Source organism: Usitatibacter palustris, assembly GCF_013003985.1.
Taxonomy (GTDB): domain Bacteria; phylum Pseudomonadota; class Gammaproteobacteria; order Burkholderiales; family Usitatibacteraceae; genus Usitatibacter; species Usitatibacter palustris.
This window is the reverse complement of record NZ_CP053073.1, coordinates 404,016-421,640: the sequence shown is the minus strand read 5'-3', so window position 1 is coordinate 421,640 and position 17,625 is coordinate 404,016. Positions and strand designations below refer to the sequence as shown.

At 66.7% G+C, this 17,625-nt stretch carries 16 protein-coding genes; 5 read left to right on the top strand and 11 right to left on the bottom strand.

The window, feature by feature from the left end; translation table 11 throughout:
* Positions 1-9: 9 nt before the first annotated feature.
* From ybeY to miaB, 4 genes are all read right to left on the bottom strand, one after another.
* Complete coding sequence (gene ybeY, locus DSM104440_RS02360; protein WP_212758179.1) at positions 10-441, bottom strand: rRNA maturation RNase YbeY; 432 nt, start codon at positions 439-441, stop codon at positions 10-12.
* Entirely contained in the window at positions 438-1,400 is a 963-nt protein-coding gene (locus DSM104440_RS02355; protein WP_171160418.1) for a PhoH family protein, read from the bottom strand. Before DSM104440_RS02355 ends, ybeY begins: the two co-directional genes overlap by 4 nt.
* Positions 1,400-4,117, bottom strand: a complete 2,718-nt coding sequence (locus DSM104440_RS02350) for a zinc-dependent metalloprotease (RefSeq protein WP_171160417.1) — start codon at positions 4,115-4,117, stop codon at positions 1,400-1,402. Before DSM104440_RS02350 ends, DSM104440_RS02355 begins: the two co-directional genes overlap by 1 nt.
* A 65-nt stretch (positions 4,118-4,182) precedes the next feature.
* Positions 4,183-5,520, bottom strand: coding sequence for a tRNA (N6-isopentenyl adenosine(37)-C2)-methylthiotransferase MiaB (miaB, locus tag DSM104440_RS02345; protein WP_171160416.1), 1,338 nt, complete (start codon positions 5,518-5,520; stop codon positions 4,183-4,185).
* Between the two features lie 183 nt (positions 5,521-5,703).
* Here miaB and DSM104440_RS02340 point away from each other — a divergent pair, with 183 nt between their 5' ends.
* The 4 genes from DSM104440_RS02340 to DSM104440_RS02325 all read left to right on the top strand — a co-directional run bounded on the left by DSM104440_RS02340 (position 5,704) and on the right by DSM104440_RS02325 (position 9,211).
* Positions 5,704-6,063, top strand: a complete 360-nt coding sequence (locus DSM104440_RS02340) for a DUF4398 domain-containing protein (protein WP_171160415.1) — start codon at positions 5,704-5,706, stop codon at positions 6,061-6,063.
* A 23-nt stretch (positions 6,064-6,086) separates the two neighbouring features.
* The gene (locus tag DSM104440_RS02335) at positions 6,087-7,115 is read left to right on the top strand and encodes an OmpA family protein (protein WP_171160414.1); all 1,029 of its coding nucleotides are present in this window, start codon (positions 6,087-6,089) and stop codon (positions 7,113-7,115) included.
* A 120-nt stretch (positions 7,116-7,235) separates the two neighbouring features.
* Positions 7,236-8,219 (top strand): zinc-binding dehydrogenase, encoded by a 984-nt coding sequence (locus tag DSM104440_RS02330; RefSeq protein WP_171160413.1) that lies wholly within the window; start codon positions 7,236-7,238, stop codon positions 8,217-8,219.
* A 20-nt stretch (positions 8,220-8,239) separates the two neighbouring features.
* Positions 8,240-9,211: a Bug family tripartite tricarboxylate transporter substrate binding protein gene (locus DSM104440_RS02325; protein ID WP_171160412.1), complete on the top strand. Its 972-nt coding sequence runs from the start codon at positions 8,240-8,242 to the stop codon at positions 9,209-9,211.
* Positions 9,212-9,215: 4 nt separating this feature from the next.
* Here the strand turns inward: DSM104440_RS02325 and DSM104440_RS02320 are convergent, their stop codons facing one another.
* Genes DSM104440_RS02320 through DSM104440_RS02290 form a run of 7 tightly spaced genes read right to left on the bottom strand, consistent with a single transcriptional unit; the run spans position 9,216 to position 15,742 of the window.
* Positions 9,216-9,866: a uracil-DNA glycosylase gene (locus DSM104440_RS02320; RefSeq protein WP_171160411.1), complete on the bottom strand. Its 651-nt coding sequence runs from the start codon at positions 9,864-9,866 to the stop codon at positions 9,216-9,218.
* 17 nt (positions 9,867-9,883) lie between these two features.
* Positions 9,884-10,771: an SDR family NAD(P)-dependent oxidoreductase gene (locus DSM104440_RS02315; protein WP_171160410.1), complete on the bottom strand. Its 888-nt coding sequence runs from the start codon at positions 10,769-10,771 to the stop codon at positions 9,884-9,886.
* 47 nt (positions 10,772-10,818) lie between these two features.
* Positions 10,819-11,532 carry an ABC transporter ATP-binding protein gene (locus DSM104440_RS02310; protein ID WP_171160409.1) on the bottom strand — a complete coding sequence of 238 codons (714 nt, stop codon included), beginning with the start codon at positions 11,530-11,532 and terminating at the stop codon, positions 10,819-10,821.
* Positions 11,529-12,299: an ABC transporter ATP-binding protein gene (locus DSM104440_RS02305; protein ID WP_212758301.1), complete on the bottom strand. Its 771-nt coding sequence runs from the start codon at positions 12,297-12,299 to the stop codon at positions 11,529-11,531. The genes DSM104440_RS02310 and DSM104440_RS02305 overlap by 4 nt, the downstream gene beginning before the upstream one ends.
* A complete protein-coding gene (locus tag DSM104440_RS02300) occupies positions 12,296-13,513 on the bottom strand; it encodes a branched-chain amino acid ABC transporter permease (protein WP_171160407.1) in 1,218 nt (405 codons plus the stop codon). Before DSM104440_RS02300 ends, DSM104440_RS02305 begins: the two co-directional genes overlap by 4 nt.
* A gap of 4 nt (positions 13,514-13,517) precedes the next feature.
* Positions 13,518-14,459 (bottom strand): branched-chain amino acid ABC transporter permease, encoded by a 942-nt coding sequence (locus DSM104440_RS02295; RefSeq protein WP_171160406.1) that lies wholly within the window; start codon positions 14,457-14,459, stop codon positions 13,518-13,520.
* Positions 14,460-14,497: 38 nt separating this feature from the next.
* Complete coding sequence (locus tag DSM104440_RS02290) at positions 14,498-15,742, bottom strand: branched-chain amino acid ABC transporter substrate-binding protein (protein ID WP_171160405.1); 1,245 nt, start codon at positions 15,740-15,742, stop codon at positions 14,498-14,500.
* Positions 15,743-15,947: 205 nt separating this feature from the next.
* On the opposite strand from DSM104440_RS02290, the gene DSM104440_RS02285 reads away from it, so the two are divergent.
* Positions 15,948-17,609, top strand: a complete 1,662-nt coding sequence (locus DSM104440_RS02285) for a carboxylesterase/lipase family protein (protein WP_212758178.1) — start codon at positions 15,948-15,950, stop codon at positions 17,607-17,609.
* Positions 17,610-17,625 lie beyond the last annotated feature (16 nt).

The window sequence follows — 17,625 nt, the reverse complement described above, 5'->3', positions numbered from 1 at the left end:
CCGAACGCGCTACGCGTAGGGGTCGGCGAATCCGAGCCGCGCGAGGATCTGGCGCTCGCGCGCTTCCATGCGTTTCGCATCGGCCGCGCGCTCGTGTTCGAGCCCCTGCAGGTGCAGCAACCCGTGGACAAGCAGGTGTGCGTGGTGTGCTTCCACGCTCTTTCCCTGGGCCTTCGCCTCACGCGCAACGACCGGCGCGCAGATGACGATGTCGCCTTCGAGCTGGTTGCCCTCGCCGTAAGAAAACGTAAGCACGTTGGTGGCGTAGTCCTTGCCCCGGAACCTGGCGTTCAGCCGCCGCCCTTCCGTTTCGGCGACATACCGCAGGGTGACCTGCGCGGTTCGCGCGAGCGTGGCCTTCGCCCAGGCGAGGAGCTTGCGATCGCCCGGAATGTGGCTCGCGCGCGAGGCGCGCTGCACGGTCATCGCCGGCGCGCTCATCGCCGCGCGGGCGTGACACGGTCGTAGGCGTCGACGATCGCCTGGACGAGCGGGTGGCGCACCACGTCGTCCGACTGGAACTGGGTGAAGCCGATGCCGCGCACGCCGGTGAGGACTTCCTTCGCGTCGATGAGGCCCGAGCGCTGGTTCTTGGCGAGGTCGATCTGCGTGATGTCGCCGGTCACCACCGCCTTCGAGCCGAAGCCGATGCGGGTGAGGAACATCTTCATCTGCTCGGGCGTGGTGTTCTGCGCTTCGTCGAGGATGATGAACGAGTGGTTGAGCGTGCGCCCGCGCATGAACGCCAGCGGTGCAATCTCGATGGCGCCGCGCTCGAAGAGCCGGCCCACCTTGTCGTAGCCGGTGAGGTCGTAGAGCGCGTCGTAGAGCGGCCGCAGGTAGGGATCGATCTTCTGCGCGAGGTCGCCCGGAAGGAACCCGAGCTTCTCGCCGGCTTCCACCGCGGGGCGCGTGAGCACGATCCGCTTGACGGCATCGCGCTCGAACGCATCGACCGCGGCTGCGACCGCGAGGAACGTCTTGCCGGTTCCCGCGGGCCCGATGCCGAAGGTGATGTCGAGCGAACGCATCTGCTGCAGGTACTGCGCCTGGCGAGGCGTGCGCGCGGAAAGCTCGCGGCGCGGGAGCACCAGCGGCGGCGCGGCATCCGGGTCGGCGGCTTTCACCGGCGCGCGCGTGATCTCCACGAGGCCGAGCTGGATGTCCTCGACGCTCAGCTCGCGCGTCGCCTGGTCGTAGAAACGCTGCAACGCCTTCGAGGCGAGCACCGTCTTGTCGGCGGGACCTGAAACGCGGAAGCGCTCGCCGCGGCGCGCGATGGTGACGTCGAGCGCGTTCTCGATCTGGCGCAGGTTCGCGTCGAGCGGCCCACAAAGCGAAGCGAGCCGGCTGTTGTCAGCCGGCTCGAATCGCAGTTCCTGGGGCTTCGCCTTCGGCACTAGACTCCGGCGCGTTGCAGCGGGGCCTTCAGCGCCTCGTCGAGCGTGTTGAGGCTCTCGGCAAGGTGCGCGCGCGTTTCCTTCGAATACGCGGGCTTGGCCTGGCTCGCACGCAGTTCCGCCGCCAACTGTTGCGCGTTCATGCGCATCAGGCTGCGGGCGTCCGCCGGCTGCGAGCCCGCGGGACGCACCAGCGAACCGGCGACGCGGCGCAGGTGCTCGCGCTGCAGGTTGCGGCGCATCGGCGTGATTTCCTTGCCGCTCTTCAACTCACTCCAGATCGAGGCCTGCAGCGAATCGTAGAGCTCCGACAGGCGGAAGGCATTGGTGCCATCCTTCGAGATCACCTGCGAGTCCGAGATGCGCGTGGCCACGACGTCGCTCATCACCTGGTCGAGCGCGGTGCGCTGCAGCCCGAGCACGGTGTTGGGAACGCTCACCATCGGCTGCGGCGTGATGTTGCCGCGGACGAGCTGGTCGAAGTAATCGAGGCGGCTGTGCGGCAGGCTCGCCAGGAACTCGGGCTTGAACTTGAAGCTGTCGACCGAGAACAGGCCGTCGTTGAGTACCTTGAGCGCTTCGCGCTGCTGGCTCGCCGGGACCGGCGTGAACGGCAGGCGGCCGCTGCCCGCGCGGTCGCGCAGCTGCACGACCCCACCGATGTACTTCGTGACCGGCAGCATGCCCCGTCCCATCTGCTGGAAGCCGGCGAGGAAGCTGCGGCGCAGGCCGTCATAGGATTCGCCGGGGGCGAGCTCCTTCGACTGCAGGCGTGCCCACAGCTCGCGCGATAGTTCGAGGCGCTTCTTGTAGTAGCCCAGCGGATCGTCCGTGAGGTCCCACACGTTCACGGTCGGGTCCATGCCCTGCGGCGAGCCGCCGATGAAGGAATCCTCGTCGGTGCCGTAGGCGAGCCACGTCTCCTTCGCGCCGCGCGCGGCGATCTTCTCGAGCTCTTCCTTTTCGGTGGCGGGGTCGAGCGGCTTGTAGGCGTACTCGATCGCCCAGTAGTCGTACGGGCCGAGGCCCGGATGCACGTAGTCAGGCTTCGGCTCGCCCTTGAGCGGGATGTTGAAGGGCGGGTAGTCCATCACCGAACCGACGACGCCGTTCTTCTTCGTGAACGCCGGATCCTTCAGCTGCGCCGCGGTGAACACCGTCGACGAGCGGAAGTTGTGGCGCAGGCCGAGCGTGTGCCCGACTTCGTGCGTCATCACTTCCTTCACGTAGTCGTAGACGAACTTGTCGGCCTCGGGGCTCGTGGGATCGAGGTCGCCACGCGCTTCGAGGATGTCCATCGCGAACTCCGCCTCGCTGTGCGACTCATTGGCGAAGTGGCAGAAGTTCGCGTTGCCGCCGAGGATCGGCAGGTGCGCTTCGTGCGCACGTGGCGCGTCTTCCACGATGAAGCGACGGCCGCCGCGCGTGAAGGAGTCCGTGAACATGATGTCGGCATCCACGATTTCGCCGGTGCGCGGATCGGCGTGGCTCGGGCCGATGGCGGGGCCGCCGTCGGACGTGAGGTACCAGCGCACGGTCGCGTAGTTGATGTCGGCGGTGTCGAAGGTCGCGTCATCGGGCTGCACCTTCGCCTGCACCGCGTTCTTGAAGCCGATGCGCTCGAAGGCATCGTTCCACACGAGGATGCCGTCGATGATGGCCTGGCGGTGCTTCACCGGGATGTTCTTGTCGAGCCAGTACACGATCGGCTTCACGGGCTCGGAGAGGGCCGCGGAGGGATCCTTCTTCTCGAGGCGCCAGCGATTCACGTAGTGGACGTTGTTGTTGAGCTTCGCTTCCTCGCTCAGGTTCTGGAACCCGGTGGTGAAGTAGCCCACGCGCTCGTCGGCGACGCGCGGCTTCATCGGAACGGCGGGCAGCTGCGCGAAGTTCAGGCGATAGCCGAGGAAAAGGCTGCGCGCGTCGGGCACGTTGCGCGGCGGCGGGACCTGCGGCGAGGCGGGATTCGGAACCAGCGGCGGCGCGGGCAGCTTCGCCACCGAGAAGTGCAGCGACGTGTTGAAACCCGTCGCAGTGTCGCTGGTCTCGGCCTTCGCGAGGCTCGAGTTGCGCGAATCGAGCGCGTACGGAATGCGGTAGACGGTTTCCAGCGTGGTCGCGGCACCGGCGATGTCGATGAGCAGCATCGCGTTGGCTTCGACGAGCACGGCCTTCGTTTCCGGGTGCGGTGCGCTCGCGACGGCACCCGAGGCGATGAGGCTTTCGGAGAAGCTCGTCTTCATCGCCATTTCGGTGGGCGACTTGGCATCGGCGCGGAAGCGGTTGTTGTTGGCAATGAGCTGCATCTGGTTGCCGACCTTCTTCAGGTGGACCATCGCGCTCGGGCCCATGAGGCCGCCGAAGAAGCGTCCGTCACCCAGCCCGTTGGTCTGGATGATGGAAAGGAAGAAAGGCTTGTCGAGCTGGTCGGGCTTCACCTCGAACCACACCTTGTCGTCCTTCTGCCAGAGCGTGAAGAAGCCCTTGGATTCCTTGGCGTCCTTGATGACGTCCTTGAAGGGGCGCGGCGCGGCGGCAGCGGCGGGGCCGGCGGCGGGCGAGCCCGGGGTCGTCGCGGCCGGAGAAGGCGTCACCGGCGCGCCGGGTGCGGGAGGCGTCGGCGCGGGCGGCGTCTGGGCGAAGGCGGCGAGGCTGGTGCCGAAGGCGACGGCGAGGGCTGCACGAAGCACGTACGGAGTGCGGGGGGCGGGTTTCATCGTCTTATCTCCTGTTGCGAAGCGCGGAAGCTAACATGGCGCCCGCGTGAAGTTGTCACAAATTGTCACGCGGCAGCAAGGCGGCCGCGAAGGCTATGGGGAAACGCGGTGGTGATCTCGATATCGACGTAGCGGCCCACCAGCGCGGATTCGCCGGTGAAGTTCGCCACGCGGTTGTTGGCAGTTCTGGCGGCAAGATCGCCCGGGTCCTTCCGGGACGGTCCTTCGACGAGGACGCGCTGGCGGCTTCCCACCATCGCCTGCGAATACGCCTCGTAGTGCTCCTGCACGCGTTGCTGCAACCGCTGGAGGCGGGCGAGCTTCGTCGCGTGCGGCGTGTCGTCGGCGAGGTTCGCCGCGGGCGTTCCGGGGCGCGGGCTGTAGATGAAGCTGAACGAGCCGTCGAAGCGCACGTCGTCCACGAGCTTCATCGTCTGCTCGAAATCGGCGTCGGTCTCGCCGGGGAACCCGATGATGAAGTCCGAGGAGATCGAGATGTCGGGCCGCGTCGCGCGCAGGCGCCGGATGATCGACTTGTACTCCATCGCCGTGTAGTTGCGCTTCATCGCCGCGAGCACGCGGTCCGAGCCCGACTGCACCGGCAGGTGCAGCTGCGAGACGAGCTTGGGGATCTTCGCGTAGGCGTCGATGAGGCGCTGCGTGAATTCGAGCGGGTGCGAGGTCGTGTAGCGGATGCGCTCGATCGCTTCGATCTTCGCCACGTGCGTGAGCAGCAGCGCGAAGTCCGCTACCTCGCCATCGGCCATCGTGCCCGCGTAGGCGTTCACGTTCTGCCCGAGGAGCGTGACTTCCACGACGCCACGCGCCGCGAGATCGCGCACTTCGACGAGGACGTCTTCGAGCGGCCGCGAGACTTCCTCGCCGCGCGTGTAGGGGACGACGCAGAAGCTGCAGTACTTGCTGCAGCCTTCCATGATCGACACGAAGGCGCTCGCACCGGCCACTTGTGCGGGCGGCAGGTGATCGAACTTCTCGATCTCGGGAAACGAGATATCGACCTGCGCTTTGCCCGTCTCTCGGCGCCGCGCCACCATCTCGGGCAGCCGATGCAGGGTCTGCGGGCCGAAGACGAGGTCCACGTAAGGCGCGCGCTCGACGATCGACTCGCCCTCCTGGCTCGCAACACAGCCGCCCACGCCGATCAGCAGGCCGGGTTTGTCGCGCTTGAGCGCGCGCACGCGCCCCAGGTCGGCAAAGACCTTCTCCTGCGCCTTCTCGCGCACGGAACACGTATTGAAGAGGATGAGGTCGGCGTCCTCGGCGCGGTCGGTCTTCTCGAACCCCTCGGCCGCGTGCAGCACGTCGGCCATCTTGTCGGAGTCGTACTCGTTCATCTGGCACCCGAAGGTGCGGATGAAGACCTTCTTCGGTTCGGAGCTCATGCGGTCCTGGGTCGCGGAGGGGAATCCGGGCAGGGTGGAAAATCGAAGCGCGATTTTCGCATAAATGACCCGCCGACGGTCACCTCCTACACCCGAGGGCGGAGGCCGCCGACAGAGGCGGCGCCGGCACGCGACTACGCTTCCTGCAAGACCGTCCCACCCCCCCTTTTCTCGAGGTGCCCCATGAAGATTCTCCTGCTTGCCGGTGCTGCCGTGCTCGCCGTCGGTTGCGCGAGCTCGCCCCCACCCAACGATTCAATGGCGGTCGCCCGCAAGGGCGTCGATCGTGCCGCGGGCACGCCCGAAACCGTTCAGTGGTCGCCCACGGAGCTCGACACCGCGCGCGCCAAGCTCGCCATGGCCGAGAGCGCCATGAGCCGCAAGGATTACGACCTCGCGAGGCGCCTGGCCGATGAAGCCGAAGCCGATGCGCGGCTCGCCGAAGCGCGCGCCGGCGCCCGCAAGAACGACGCCGCCTTTCGCGACGTGAACAACGCCCTGCGCGGATTGCGCGACGAGATTGCCCGCCGTCCCGCGGGCTGAACCGACCCATTAAAGGATCCCCCATGAACATCCCCCAATTCCTGAAGCCCGCCGCGTGGATCGCGATCTGCGCGGCCACCGTGGCAGGCTGCGCCAGCGCCCCGGTCAATGACGCGCTCGAAGCCGCCCGCGTCGAAGTCAACGCCGCGGCCGCCGACCCCGATGTGCTCGCGCGCGCGCCGCTCGAATTGCGCGAAGCGCAGGGCGCGCTCGATGCCGGCGTGAACGCGCTCCGCGATCGCGCCGATCGCGAGAAGGTGAACCACTACGCTTATCTCGCGCAGGTGCGAGCGCAAACCGCGCGCGAGCTCGCGCGCTCCCGCCGCGCAACCGACGACCTCGCCAAGGCGCAGTCCGACGTGGACCGCCTGAGGCTCGCAGCACGCACGCAGGAAGCAGATGCGGCCCGCGCGCAGGCCTACCAGCAAAGCCAGGCAGCGCAAGCCGCACGGGCCGATGCCGCGAACGCAACGCAGCAGGCCGCGAACGCATCGCAACAGGCCAGGATCGCCTCCGAGCAGGCGCAGGCCGCCACGGCCCAGGCGAACATGGCCACGCAGCAGGCCCGCGACGAACGGGCGCGCGCTGACGCAGCGGCCGCCGAGGCGGAGCAGGCCAGGCTTCAGGCCCGCACGTTGATCATCGAGTTGCAGGGCAAGGAAACCGAGCGCGGCCTGCTGGTCACGCTGGGCGATGTGCTGTTCGCCACGGGCGAAGCGGTCCTTCTGCCCAACGCCGCCTCGCGCATGGACAAGCTCGCTGCGTTCCTCAATCGCTTCCCCGAGAAGACGCTCCTCATCGAGGGCTATACCGACTCCGTGGGCGGCGACTCCTTCAACCAGGGGCTCTCCGAGCGTCGTGCGGAATCGGTGCGCGTTGCGCTCGAGGCGCGTGGCGTCAATGCAGCGCGCATGACCACGCGCGGCTACGGCGAATCGTTCCCGGTGGCGAGCAACGCCTCCACCGAAGGACGTTCGATGAACCGCCGCGTCGAAGTCGTCGTGAGCGACGAGTCCGGCAGGCTTCGTCCGCGCCAGGCCTCCTTGCGCTGATCGCTTCGGTTTCGCCCGCAAGAAAAGAACGGCCCGCGACGCGGGCCGTTTTCATTTGCGCCTTTACAGCGCGTAGGCGACACCGGAACATGGGCGCCTTCCCCCGCGCCGAAAGCCACGATGCAGTCCTACTGGATGCAGATGACCGACACGGACACCGTGCTCGATCTTCGCGAGACACCCATCCCCGAACCGGGGCCGACGCAACTGCTGGTGCGCATGCACGCGGCCGCGCTCAATCGCGGCGAGTTCGTGATCGGCCATGGCCTTCACGGCAAGGCCGGATCGTGGAAGGCCATCGGTGGCGAAGGTGCGGGCGAAGTCGTTTCCGCGGGTACCGGCATCGCGGGCTTCAAGCCCGGCGATCGCGTGATGGGCCGCTGCGCCGGCGCATTCTCGGAGTACGCGTTGTTCGAGCAGGCGGAAACCATTCCGATGCCGTCCGCGCTTTCCTGGGAGGAAGCCGCGAGCATTCCGCTGGTGTTCCTCGTGTCGTACGACATGCTCGTGCTCCAGGGGCGCTTGAAGGCGGGTGAATCGCTTCTCATCAACGGCGTCTCGTCCGGTGTGGGCGTGGCGTCGCTGCAGCTCGGGAAGGTCCTTGGCGCGAAGGTGATCGGCACCTCGGGATCGTCGCGCAAGCTCGAAGCGCTCAAGGCGCTCGGGCTGGATCTGGGCATCTGCACGCGCGCTGCGGACTTCGCCCCCGCGGTCCTCGAGGCGACCGGCCAGCGCGGCGCGAACCTCATCGTCAACACGGTAGGCGGTTCGGTCTTCGCGGAGGACATCCGCGCCCTCGCGTTCGAAGGCCGGCTCGCGATCGTGGGTTATGTCGATGGCGAGCTTCACGCCGACGTCGATCTCCAGGCGCTGCATGCGAAACGACTCACGCTCTTCGGTGTTTCCAACAAGAAGCGCACCCCGGAGCAACGCGCCGCGTCCGTGCCCGGCTTCGTCGCCGACGTGATGCCGCACTTCGCGGCCGGGCGCATCAAGCCCCAGGTCGATAGCGTGATCGACTTTGCGCGCCTGAAGGAAGCCAAGGCCCGCATGGAGGCCGGCGAGCACATCGGCAAGATCGTCCTGCGCGTTGCCGCAACCTGAATTTCGACGGAGGAAGAAAAATGAAAACCATCCCCCTGCTGCTCGCGTGCGCGCTCGCTGGCTTCAGCGCAAGTGCCCTCGCGCAGGCGCCCGCCTATCCGAACAAGTCGATCACGATCGTGATCGGTTTCGCGCCCGGTGGCGCAGCCGATTACGTCGCGCGCGCGATGAGCAACGAGTTCTCCAAGGCGCTCGGCCAGCCGATCGTCGTCGAGAACAAGCCGGGCGCGGGTTCAAGCATTGCCGCAGAGCAAGTCGCGAAGGCCAAGCCCGACGGCTACACGCTGCTGATCGCGAGCCCCAGCAGCATTTCGGTGAATCCCGCGTTGAATCCCAAGCTCGGGTACACGCCGGCCGATCTCGTCGCCGTCACCAAGATGACGACGTCACCGTTGGTCCTCGCGGTGAACCCCGGCACCGGCATCACCACGGTGAAGGAACTGATCGCCGCGGCGAAGAAGGATCCGAACAAGCTCAACTATTCGACTTCAGGTAACGGCTCGGCGCCGCACTTGGGCGCGGCGTTGTTCACGCAACTCACGGGCGCGCAGATGACGCACATCCCCTACAAAGGTGGCGCCCCGGCGATCCTTGCCGTCATGTCCGGCGACACGCAGCTCACGTTCGGAACTTCGCCTTCGGTGCTGCCGCAGGCCAAGGGCGGCAAGCTGCGCGCGATCGCCGTGAGCACGCGCGAACGCTCGCCGCTCGTGCCTGATCTTCCCGGCATGAAGGAAGCGGGACTGCCCGAGTACCACCTCGAGTTCTGGTACGGGATGTTCGTGCCCGTGGGCACGCCGCCCGCGATCGTCCAGAAGCTCTACGAGGCGACGGTCGCCGCGATGAAGCAGCCCTCGGTGAAAGAGGCGCTCGCGCGCGAGGGCACGGAAGTCTCGATCTCGACCTCGCCCGAAGACTTCAAGGCCTTCCTCGCGGAGGACAGCAAGTTCTGGGTCGGCCTCGTGAAAAGCGCGAACGTGAAGCTCGAGTGAGAACCTAGACTACTTTCCAGTCGATCGTCCCGCGCTCGTTCTTCTCGAGGAACGCGTTGGCGGCAGAGAAGTGCCTCGTGCCGAAGAATTTCCCGCGCGCGAGCGGCGAAGGATGCGCCGCCTCGAGGACCAGGTGGCCATTGCCGCCGACGTCGTCCCGCAGCTTGCGTGCGTGATCCCCCCACAGCATGAACACCGTCGGCCGCGTTGAATGCGCGACGTGCCGCAGCAGCGACGACGTCACGTGGTTCCATCCCCACTTCGAATGGGATGCCGCCTGGTTCGCGCGGACCGAGAGCGCGGTGTTGAGCAGCAGGACTCCCTGCTGCGCCCAGCCCGTGAGATCGCCGTGGCCGCACTCGGCGCCGACGTCGTCGCGAATCTCCTTGAAGATGTTCTTGAGCGACGGCGGGACGCGCACGCCGCGCGGCACCGAGAACGCGAGCCCCATCGCCTGGCCCGCGCCGTGGTAGGGATCCTGTCCAACGATCACGACTCGCACGTCGTCCGGGGGCACCAGCTGCAATGCCCGGTACCGGTCTTCAGCCCTGGGGAAGATCCCGTCCTGTGATTCGGCGGCCAGCCGGCGCTCGATCTCCTCGAGCTTCGCGGCAGCGCCAGGATCGAGCGCGGAGCGCCATTCTCTTGGAAACATCGCCACGGATTATGACGCTACTCGGCGGTGGCCTTCGCAATCTCCAGCTGGCACTGCTCCCTGCCTGACGCGGGAACAATCTCGCCGGCCCTTGCCATGACTTCGTCCAACCGCGCGCAGAGCTGCTCGGCGCTGTCGGCCGCGTCTCCGAGGTAGATGCCCCGGGTCATCGTGATGTTCGCGCACTCGAAGCCGCCGGCTCCTGCCAGGAGAATCATCCGCGAGGGGGCCTGGTCGCCGACCAGGGCGAGCAGCGCCGGGCTCACGCGCTCGGCACCCAGGTGAGCCAGGGATTGCGGCGGCAGCACGCCTTCGGTCATGGCGGTCGCGGCCGTGGGGGCAAGGCAGTTCACGTGCACGCCGTACTTCGCGCCTTCCAGTGCCAGCGTCTGCATGAGCCCGACCAGCGCCATCTTGGCCGCGCCGTAGTTTGACTGCCCGAAGTTGCCATAGAGGCCGGACGACGACGTCGTCATCACGATGCGGCCATAGCGCTGCGCCAGCATTTGCGCCCACACCGCCTTGGTGGCATTGACGGCGCCCATGACATGGACGTCGAGCACGCGCTGGAAGTCGTCGAGCGGCATTTTCGCGAAAGTCCTGTCGCGCAGGATGCCGGCGTTGTTCACGAGAATGTCGATGCGGCCCCACCGGGCCATCGCCAGCTCGGCCATAACCTGCATCTCGGCAAGGACGGTCACGTCGCCGAAATGCACCGCGGCCTCGCCGCCCCTGCGCGCGACCTCGTCGGCAACCGCCTGGGCGCCGGCGCCGTCGTCGCGGGCCGCCAGGTCGTTGATGATCACGCGCGCGCCGTGGCGGGCGAGCTCCAGCGCGTGCGACCGCCCCAGGCCCCCGCCCGCACCGGTCACGATGGCCACCTTGTCTTGCAACGGTTTCTGCATGGGTCTGCCTGGCGCCTCGCAGGGCGAAGTTGTCGAAGTGTTCATGCCTAGACGGCCAGCCATTGGGCCAGCATTTCGGGGTCGGCTTGCAATTGCGCGGGACTGCCCTCGAAGACGATGTGGCCGTGACCCATCACGCAGACCCGGGTCGAAACCTTCAGCGCGATGGCGAGCTTCTGTTCCACCAGCACGAGCGAGAGGCCCTGGCGCTGCATGTCCAGGATGCACTCGGCCACCTGCGCGACGATCTTCGGCGCCAGTCCCTCGGTCGGCTCGTCGATCAGGATGGCGAGCGGGTTGCCGAGCAGGGAGCGGCACATCGTGAGCATCTGCTGCTCGCCGCCCGACAGGCTTCCCGCCTTGGCGCCGCGGCGTTCCTTCAGGCGCGGAAAGTAATCGAACATTTGCGCCACGGTCCAGCGAACGGCGCCGGCCACCGGGGGTTGCTCCCCCATGCGCAGGTTCTCGTCCACCGTGAGGTTCGCGAACACCTCGCGTTCCTCGGGCACATAGGCCAAGCCGGCGCGGCAGATGGTGTGCGGCGGCTCGCCCGCGAGTGCGCGGCCGGCAAGATCGACGCGGCCGGCACTCGGCGGTACCAGGCCCATGATGGTCTTCAGTGTCGTCGAGCGCCCCGAGCCATTGCGCCCCAGCAGGCTCACGACCTCGCCGCGCCCCACCGAGAGCGACACGCCGCGCAGCACGTGGCTCTTGCCGTAGTGCGCGTGCAGTCCATCCACATGCAACAGCGGCGGCGTCATGCCGCGTGCTCCTCGCCCAGGTACGCGTCCCGAACGCCCTGGTGCCGGCGGATCTCGTCGGGCGTGCCGGTGGCGATGACCTCGCCGTAAACCAGCACGCTGATCTGCTCGCCGAGCGAAAACACCACGTCCATGTCGTGCTCAACCAGCAAGAGCGTGCGACCTGCCGTGACTTCGCGGATCAGCTCGACGGTGTAGTGCGTCTCCTCGCTCGACATGCCGGCCATCGGCTCATCGAGCAGCATCACCTTCGGATCGGAGGCCAGGGTCATCGCCAGTTCGAGCGAGCGCTGTTCGGAGTAAGTCATCTCGCCGCCCAGCGTATGGGCCTGGTGCTGCAACCGCACGCGCTCGAGCAATTGCTCGGCCTCCTCCCGGATGGCCGCCACCGCGTCGATGCGGCGCCAGAAGGTGTACTGCAAACGGTAGCGTTGCATCACGGCGATGCGCACGTTCTCGAACACGCTGAGCCTGGGAAAGATGTTGGTGATCTGGAAGGAGCGCGCCAGCCCTCGGCGATTGACCCGCTCGGGCGACCAGCCATCGATGCGCTGGCCATCGAGGACGATCGCGCCCGCCGTGGGCCTGAGGTTTCCGGAGATCAGATGGAACAGCGTGGACTTGCCCGCACCGTTGGGGCCGATCAGCGCTCGACGCTCGCCGGCGCGCAGATCCAGATCCACGCCGCGAATGATCTCGGTCGCGCCGAACGATTTGCGCAGGCCGCGGATGCTGAGAATCGAATCGTTGCTCATGCCGTTGCTCATGCCGGCGTTGCCAGGCGACGCCGCGCGGCCATCGCGAGCAGGGCACCGCCCGCGAGCAGGGCGGCCGGCAAAATCCAGGTGGACAGCGCGGCAGGTGGCCAGGGCCGGCCGAACAAGTTCACCGGCGGGAGCGTTGTGGCCGCCGATGCCAGTGCCCGGTAGTCCTGCGAGCACAGTCTTTGCAGCAACTCGATGATGAAGACAGCGCCCGCACTCACGAGCACCGCCGCGCCCAACGCGAGCAGCGCCACGAGCGCTGCCACTCGCGGGCCGCGCTGCCGGACCAACCGCGCGCTCATGCCGAACAGCCCGGACAACCCGGTGGGCATGTACATCATCACCAGCACGAACAAGACGCCCTGGTACAGCAGCCACGACTGCGTGGCGTCGGACGCGGCATAGCTGAAGAAGGTCATCAGCACGGCACCGAGCGCCGGTCCGAGGAAGGTGCCGACGCCGCCGATGTAGCTGTTCAGGATCACGGTCGCCGACACGCCGGCGTCGAAGACGGCGTAGTTGGCGGCCTCGTTGCTCAGGACCTGCAAGCCGCCCGCGAGGCCCGAGAACATTGCCGAGATCGCGAAAGCAGACACGCCCAGGCCGTGAACGTTGTAGCCCAGGAAGCGCAGGCGATGCCCGTTCTCGCGCAAGGCGAGCGTCAGGCGGCCTGCCGGCGTGAGGGTGTGGAAGTAGAGCAGGCCGATCGACAACAGCACCCACGCCAGCGTGAGGTAGTAGACCTGCAGGGTCGAGCCAAAGGTGAGGCCCAACGCCGGCGCGCGCATCGCCGAAATGCCGGCCTCGCCGCCGAACAGGCCCTTCAACTGCGGCGCCAGCGCATGCAGCAGCTCGGCGATGGCGAGGGTAATCATCGCGAAGGCCGTGCCGCCGCGCTGGGTGGCGAACCAGCCGGCCACGATGCCCACCCCCAGCCCGGCGATCGCGCCGACCACCGGCAACAAGGGCGTGGGCAAGAGGCCCGTGCCGCCGAAGGCATTCATCGCGTGAACGGTCGCGAACGCGCCGGTGCCGAAGTAAGCCGCGTGGCCGAAGGACAGCATGCCGGCCCGCCCGCTGAGCAGTGCGTAGGCGCTCGCGAACAAGGCTGCGACGAGCATCTGGATCGACGCGATGAGCAGACGGGCCGGCAGCACGGCGGGCAGCACCGCCAGCAACACGAGCCCGATGATGCAAACGACAAGGGAAGCGCGCATCAGGTCACGACTCTTCGCCCATCAAGCCGCGCGGTCGAACGAGCAGGATCAACAGCATCAGGGCAAATGGCAGCGTGGCGGCGAGGCTCGACAGCTTCAACGTCAACAAACCGCCCACGCCTTGCGCCCACGCACCCGCGCCAACGATGGCCAGCAGGTCGGCCAGGCTGCGATCGACGCCCACCGCCAGCGAGGTGACGATGCCGATCAACAACGACGCGAGCATGGCGCCACCCAGCGAACCCAGCCCGCCCACGACGACGACCACGAACACCATCACGCCAACCTCCAGCGCCATGTTGGGGTTCGTGGTGTAGAAGGCGCCCGCGACAGCACCGGCCAATCCGGCTAACGCAGCGCCCACGCCGAAGACCCCCATGAAGACCAGCTGAACGTTGTGTCCGAGCGCCTGCGCCATGCGGGGCTTGTGGATCGCTGCGCGCACGACGATGCCTATGCGCGTGCGCGTCAGCAGCAGGTAGAGCGCCGCGAACATCGCGATCGCCACGGCCGCCATCAGCACGCGGTACATCGGATACTGCTGGCGGCCGATGGTGAACGCGGCAAAATCAAGTGCCGGAGGAATGCGGTAGTCGACGGGGTAGTTGCCGAAGAACAGCTTGATCGTCTCGGCGATGATGAACGCCAGCCCGAAGGTGAGCAGCAGCTCATGCGCGTGTCCGTGGTGATGCACGCGCCGCAGGAACCAGCGCTCCACGATCACGCCGACGCCGCCCGACAGCAGGGTGGCCAACGCGACGGCCGGGCCGAAGCCGACCAGACCTTGCAGCGCGTAGGCGAAGTAGGCGCCCAGCATGTAGAACGAGGCGTGCGCGAAGTTCAGCACGCCCATCATCCCGAACACCAGCGTGAGCCCGGCCGACACCATGAACAGCAACAGGCCGTAGACCGTCCCGTTCAGGAGCGAGAAGAGAAAAGCGTCCACGGCCTCGGCCCAGGTCGGTCAGCGGTGCGCGGCTTCGATCAGCTCGGACGCTGCATCTTGCAACTGGCCTGCGCGGGGACCGCCGCTTCTTCGGCCGTGAACGTCTTCACCGGCTTGAATCCCAGCGCCGTGTCATCGGCCTTGTACTTGGCATCCGCGGACACCACCGACACGACCACGGGCAGGAGCACCTGGTGATCGCTGGCGCGCATGCTGGTCACGCCCATCGGCGTTTTCAGCCGCGCGGTTTCCAGGTTGCGCGCGAGCGCGTTGACGTTGAGCGCACCGCCTTCGGGCTTGGTGCGCTTGAGGGCATCGGCCACCATCTCCATGCCGAACACCGTTTGCGGCTCGGTCGCGACCGGGTTGCGGCCTGTCTTGGCCTTGTAGTCCGCCACGAATCGGTCTCCTTCGGCCCCGGCCGCCTCGGGGTTGAAGGTCTGGGCGACGAAGTGCCCGGCCGCCTGTTCCCCCGCATTGGCGATGTTGCCCACCTGGTCGAGGAAGACGGTGCCGAAGCGAACCTTGAGTCCCGCGGCCTTCGATGCCTTCATCATCAGCAGCAGGTCGTTGGACCAATTGCCGGTGATGACCGTGTCGGCCCCCGAGGCGCTGATCTTGGCGATGTAGGGCGCGAAGTCCTGGATCTTGTTCACGTCGTGCAGCGTCTTCTCGACCACCTGGTATCCGCCGACGCCCGCGTTGTCGACGATGGCGCGCTCCATGTCCTGCCCCCAGGAATAGTTCTGGTTCATCGCATACACGCGCGTGCCCAGCGTGTTCGCCTGCTTCATCGCCTGGACGAGCACCTTGGTGCGCACCTGCGCGTTGCCGGCGAAGCGGAAGTGGTGAAAGTTGCACTTCTCGCCCGTGAGCTCCAGCGCCTCGGCGCCGACGTTGATGTAGACGATCTCCTTGCCCGGATTGCGAAGGTTGTGCTTGCGCACGTCTTCGGTGATCTGCCCGCCGATGGCCGAAGAGCCTCCCTGAACGACGATCTGCACGCCATCGGCCGCGGCAGCCTTGAGCTTGTCCGAGGCTCCGGCGGGGCCGCCCTGGTTGTCGTACTCCAGCAGTTGCACGGGTTGGCCGTTCCAGCCGCCTTCGGCATTGAGCTTGTCGACGGCATAGCGCACGGCGGCACGGTATGCCTGGCCGGTCGAAGCCTGCGGACCCGACAGAGTCTCGAGCACGCCGATCTTCACCGGCGCGGCCTGGGCCAGGCCTGTCAGCAGGGTCAGCAGGGGAGCGGCAACCTGAATGGCGCAGCGGGCAGCAAGCATTTGGACTCCTCCTTAGAGCGGGTTTGTCGGTCTGCGTGCAGGCCTGCCCTTGCAGGAAGCCAGCCGCAAACATCTGAATTAATTAGCTATTTAGGACGCCAGCAATGAAACTCTATCATGAATGAATATTGACACCGCAGTGAAAATAAACTAAATCGGATTGCCGAGCCAGCATCGACTGGCCGATTTCCGGAGGAGACCGAAAATGAACGCGCGTCGCGTATGCGCCTGCCTGGCGATGACTGCCGGCCTGGCGGCTCAGGCCTGTTTCAGTTCCGAGAAAGAAGCCGTCGTGTCATCGACATCCCAAGCGAGGCTCGGTCCGGTCGTGACCACGGCCACCGGCGAGCTCCAGGGTCTTCAGCAAGATGCCTTGCATGTATTCAAAGGCATCCCCTATGCGGCGCCGCCCGTTGGCCCGTTGCGCTGGAAGCCGCCGGTGCCAAGGCAGCCCTGGAGCGGGCGCTTGCAGGCAAGCCAGTTCGGCCCCGCCTGCATTCAGCCCCCGACGCGCGTCGCCAACCTCTACACACAGGACATCACGCCGACGAGCGAGGACTGCCTGAGCCTGAATGTCTGGGCGCCTGCAGAAGCGTCTCGTGCGCCGGTGTTTATCTGGATTCACGGCGGCGCGCTGGTGAAGGGAGCGAGCAAGGAATCCCTGTACGACGGAGCGCAGTTGGCCAGGCGCGGGATCATCGTCGTGTCGATCAACTATCGAATGGGTGTGCTGGGCTACCTTGCTCATCCGGAACTCAGCCGGGAATCCGCGCAGGGCGTGTCCGGAAACTACGGGCTGCTCGACCAGATTGCAGCCCTGCAGTGGGTGCGCGCCAACATCGGGGCCTTCGGCGGCGATCCATCGAACGTCACCATCGCGGGCGAGTCCGCCGGCGCACTGAGCGTGATGTACCTGATGGCGGCTCCGCAGGCACGGGGACTGTTTGCGAAAGCCATTGCGCAAAGCGCGTACATGATTTCGACACCGGAGCTGAAGGAAGCGCGCTTCGGCGAACGGCCTTCGCAGGAATCCGGCGCGCGCCTGGCAGGTGCTCTTCATGCGCGCAACATCGCGGTCCTTCGGGGGGCGAACGCGCAGGAGCTGACGGAAGCGGCCGCCGCGATGGGATTCGCGCCGTTCGCCACCATCGACGGCCACGTGCTGCCGCGCCAGCTGGTGGATGTCTTCGAGCGCGGCGAACAAGCGCCGGTGCCGCTGCTTGCGGGATTCAACAGCGGAGAAATTCGCTCGCTGACCTTCCTCGCGCCGCCGCCGCCGGCAACGGCTGAAAAGTATGAGGCCGTCATCCGCGAGCGTTACGGCGACCTGGCCGATGAATTCCTTCGCTTGTATCCGAGCACCAACATGCAGGAAAGCGTGTTCGCCACCGCGCGTGACGCCCTCTATGGCTGGACTGCGGAACGCCTCGTACGAAACCAGGAGGCGATCGGCCAGCCCTCGTACCTCTATCTCTTCGACCATGGTTATCCGGCAGCCGACGCCGCGGGCCTGCATGCCTTTCACGCGAGCGAGTTGCCGTATGTGTTCGGAACAGCACATCGCACACCCGCGCTCTGGCCCAGGATTCCCACCGACGCCGCCGAGGCACGGATGTCCGAAGCGATGCTCAACTACTGGGCGAGCTTTGCACGCACCGGTGAACCGCGCGCAAAAGGAGAGGCGGACTGGTCGCGCTATGGGACGACCTCTTCCTACATGCACTTCGACGATGTGCCGCGGATTTCACGGCGTCTGATGCCGGGCATGTTCGAGCTGCATGAGGAAGCCGTCCGCCGGCGCCGGGCGAACGCGGAGACACCCTGGAATTGGAACGCCGGGTTGCTTTCGCCGACTCTGAAGAAATAAAACGTGGCGGCGTCCG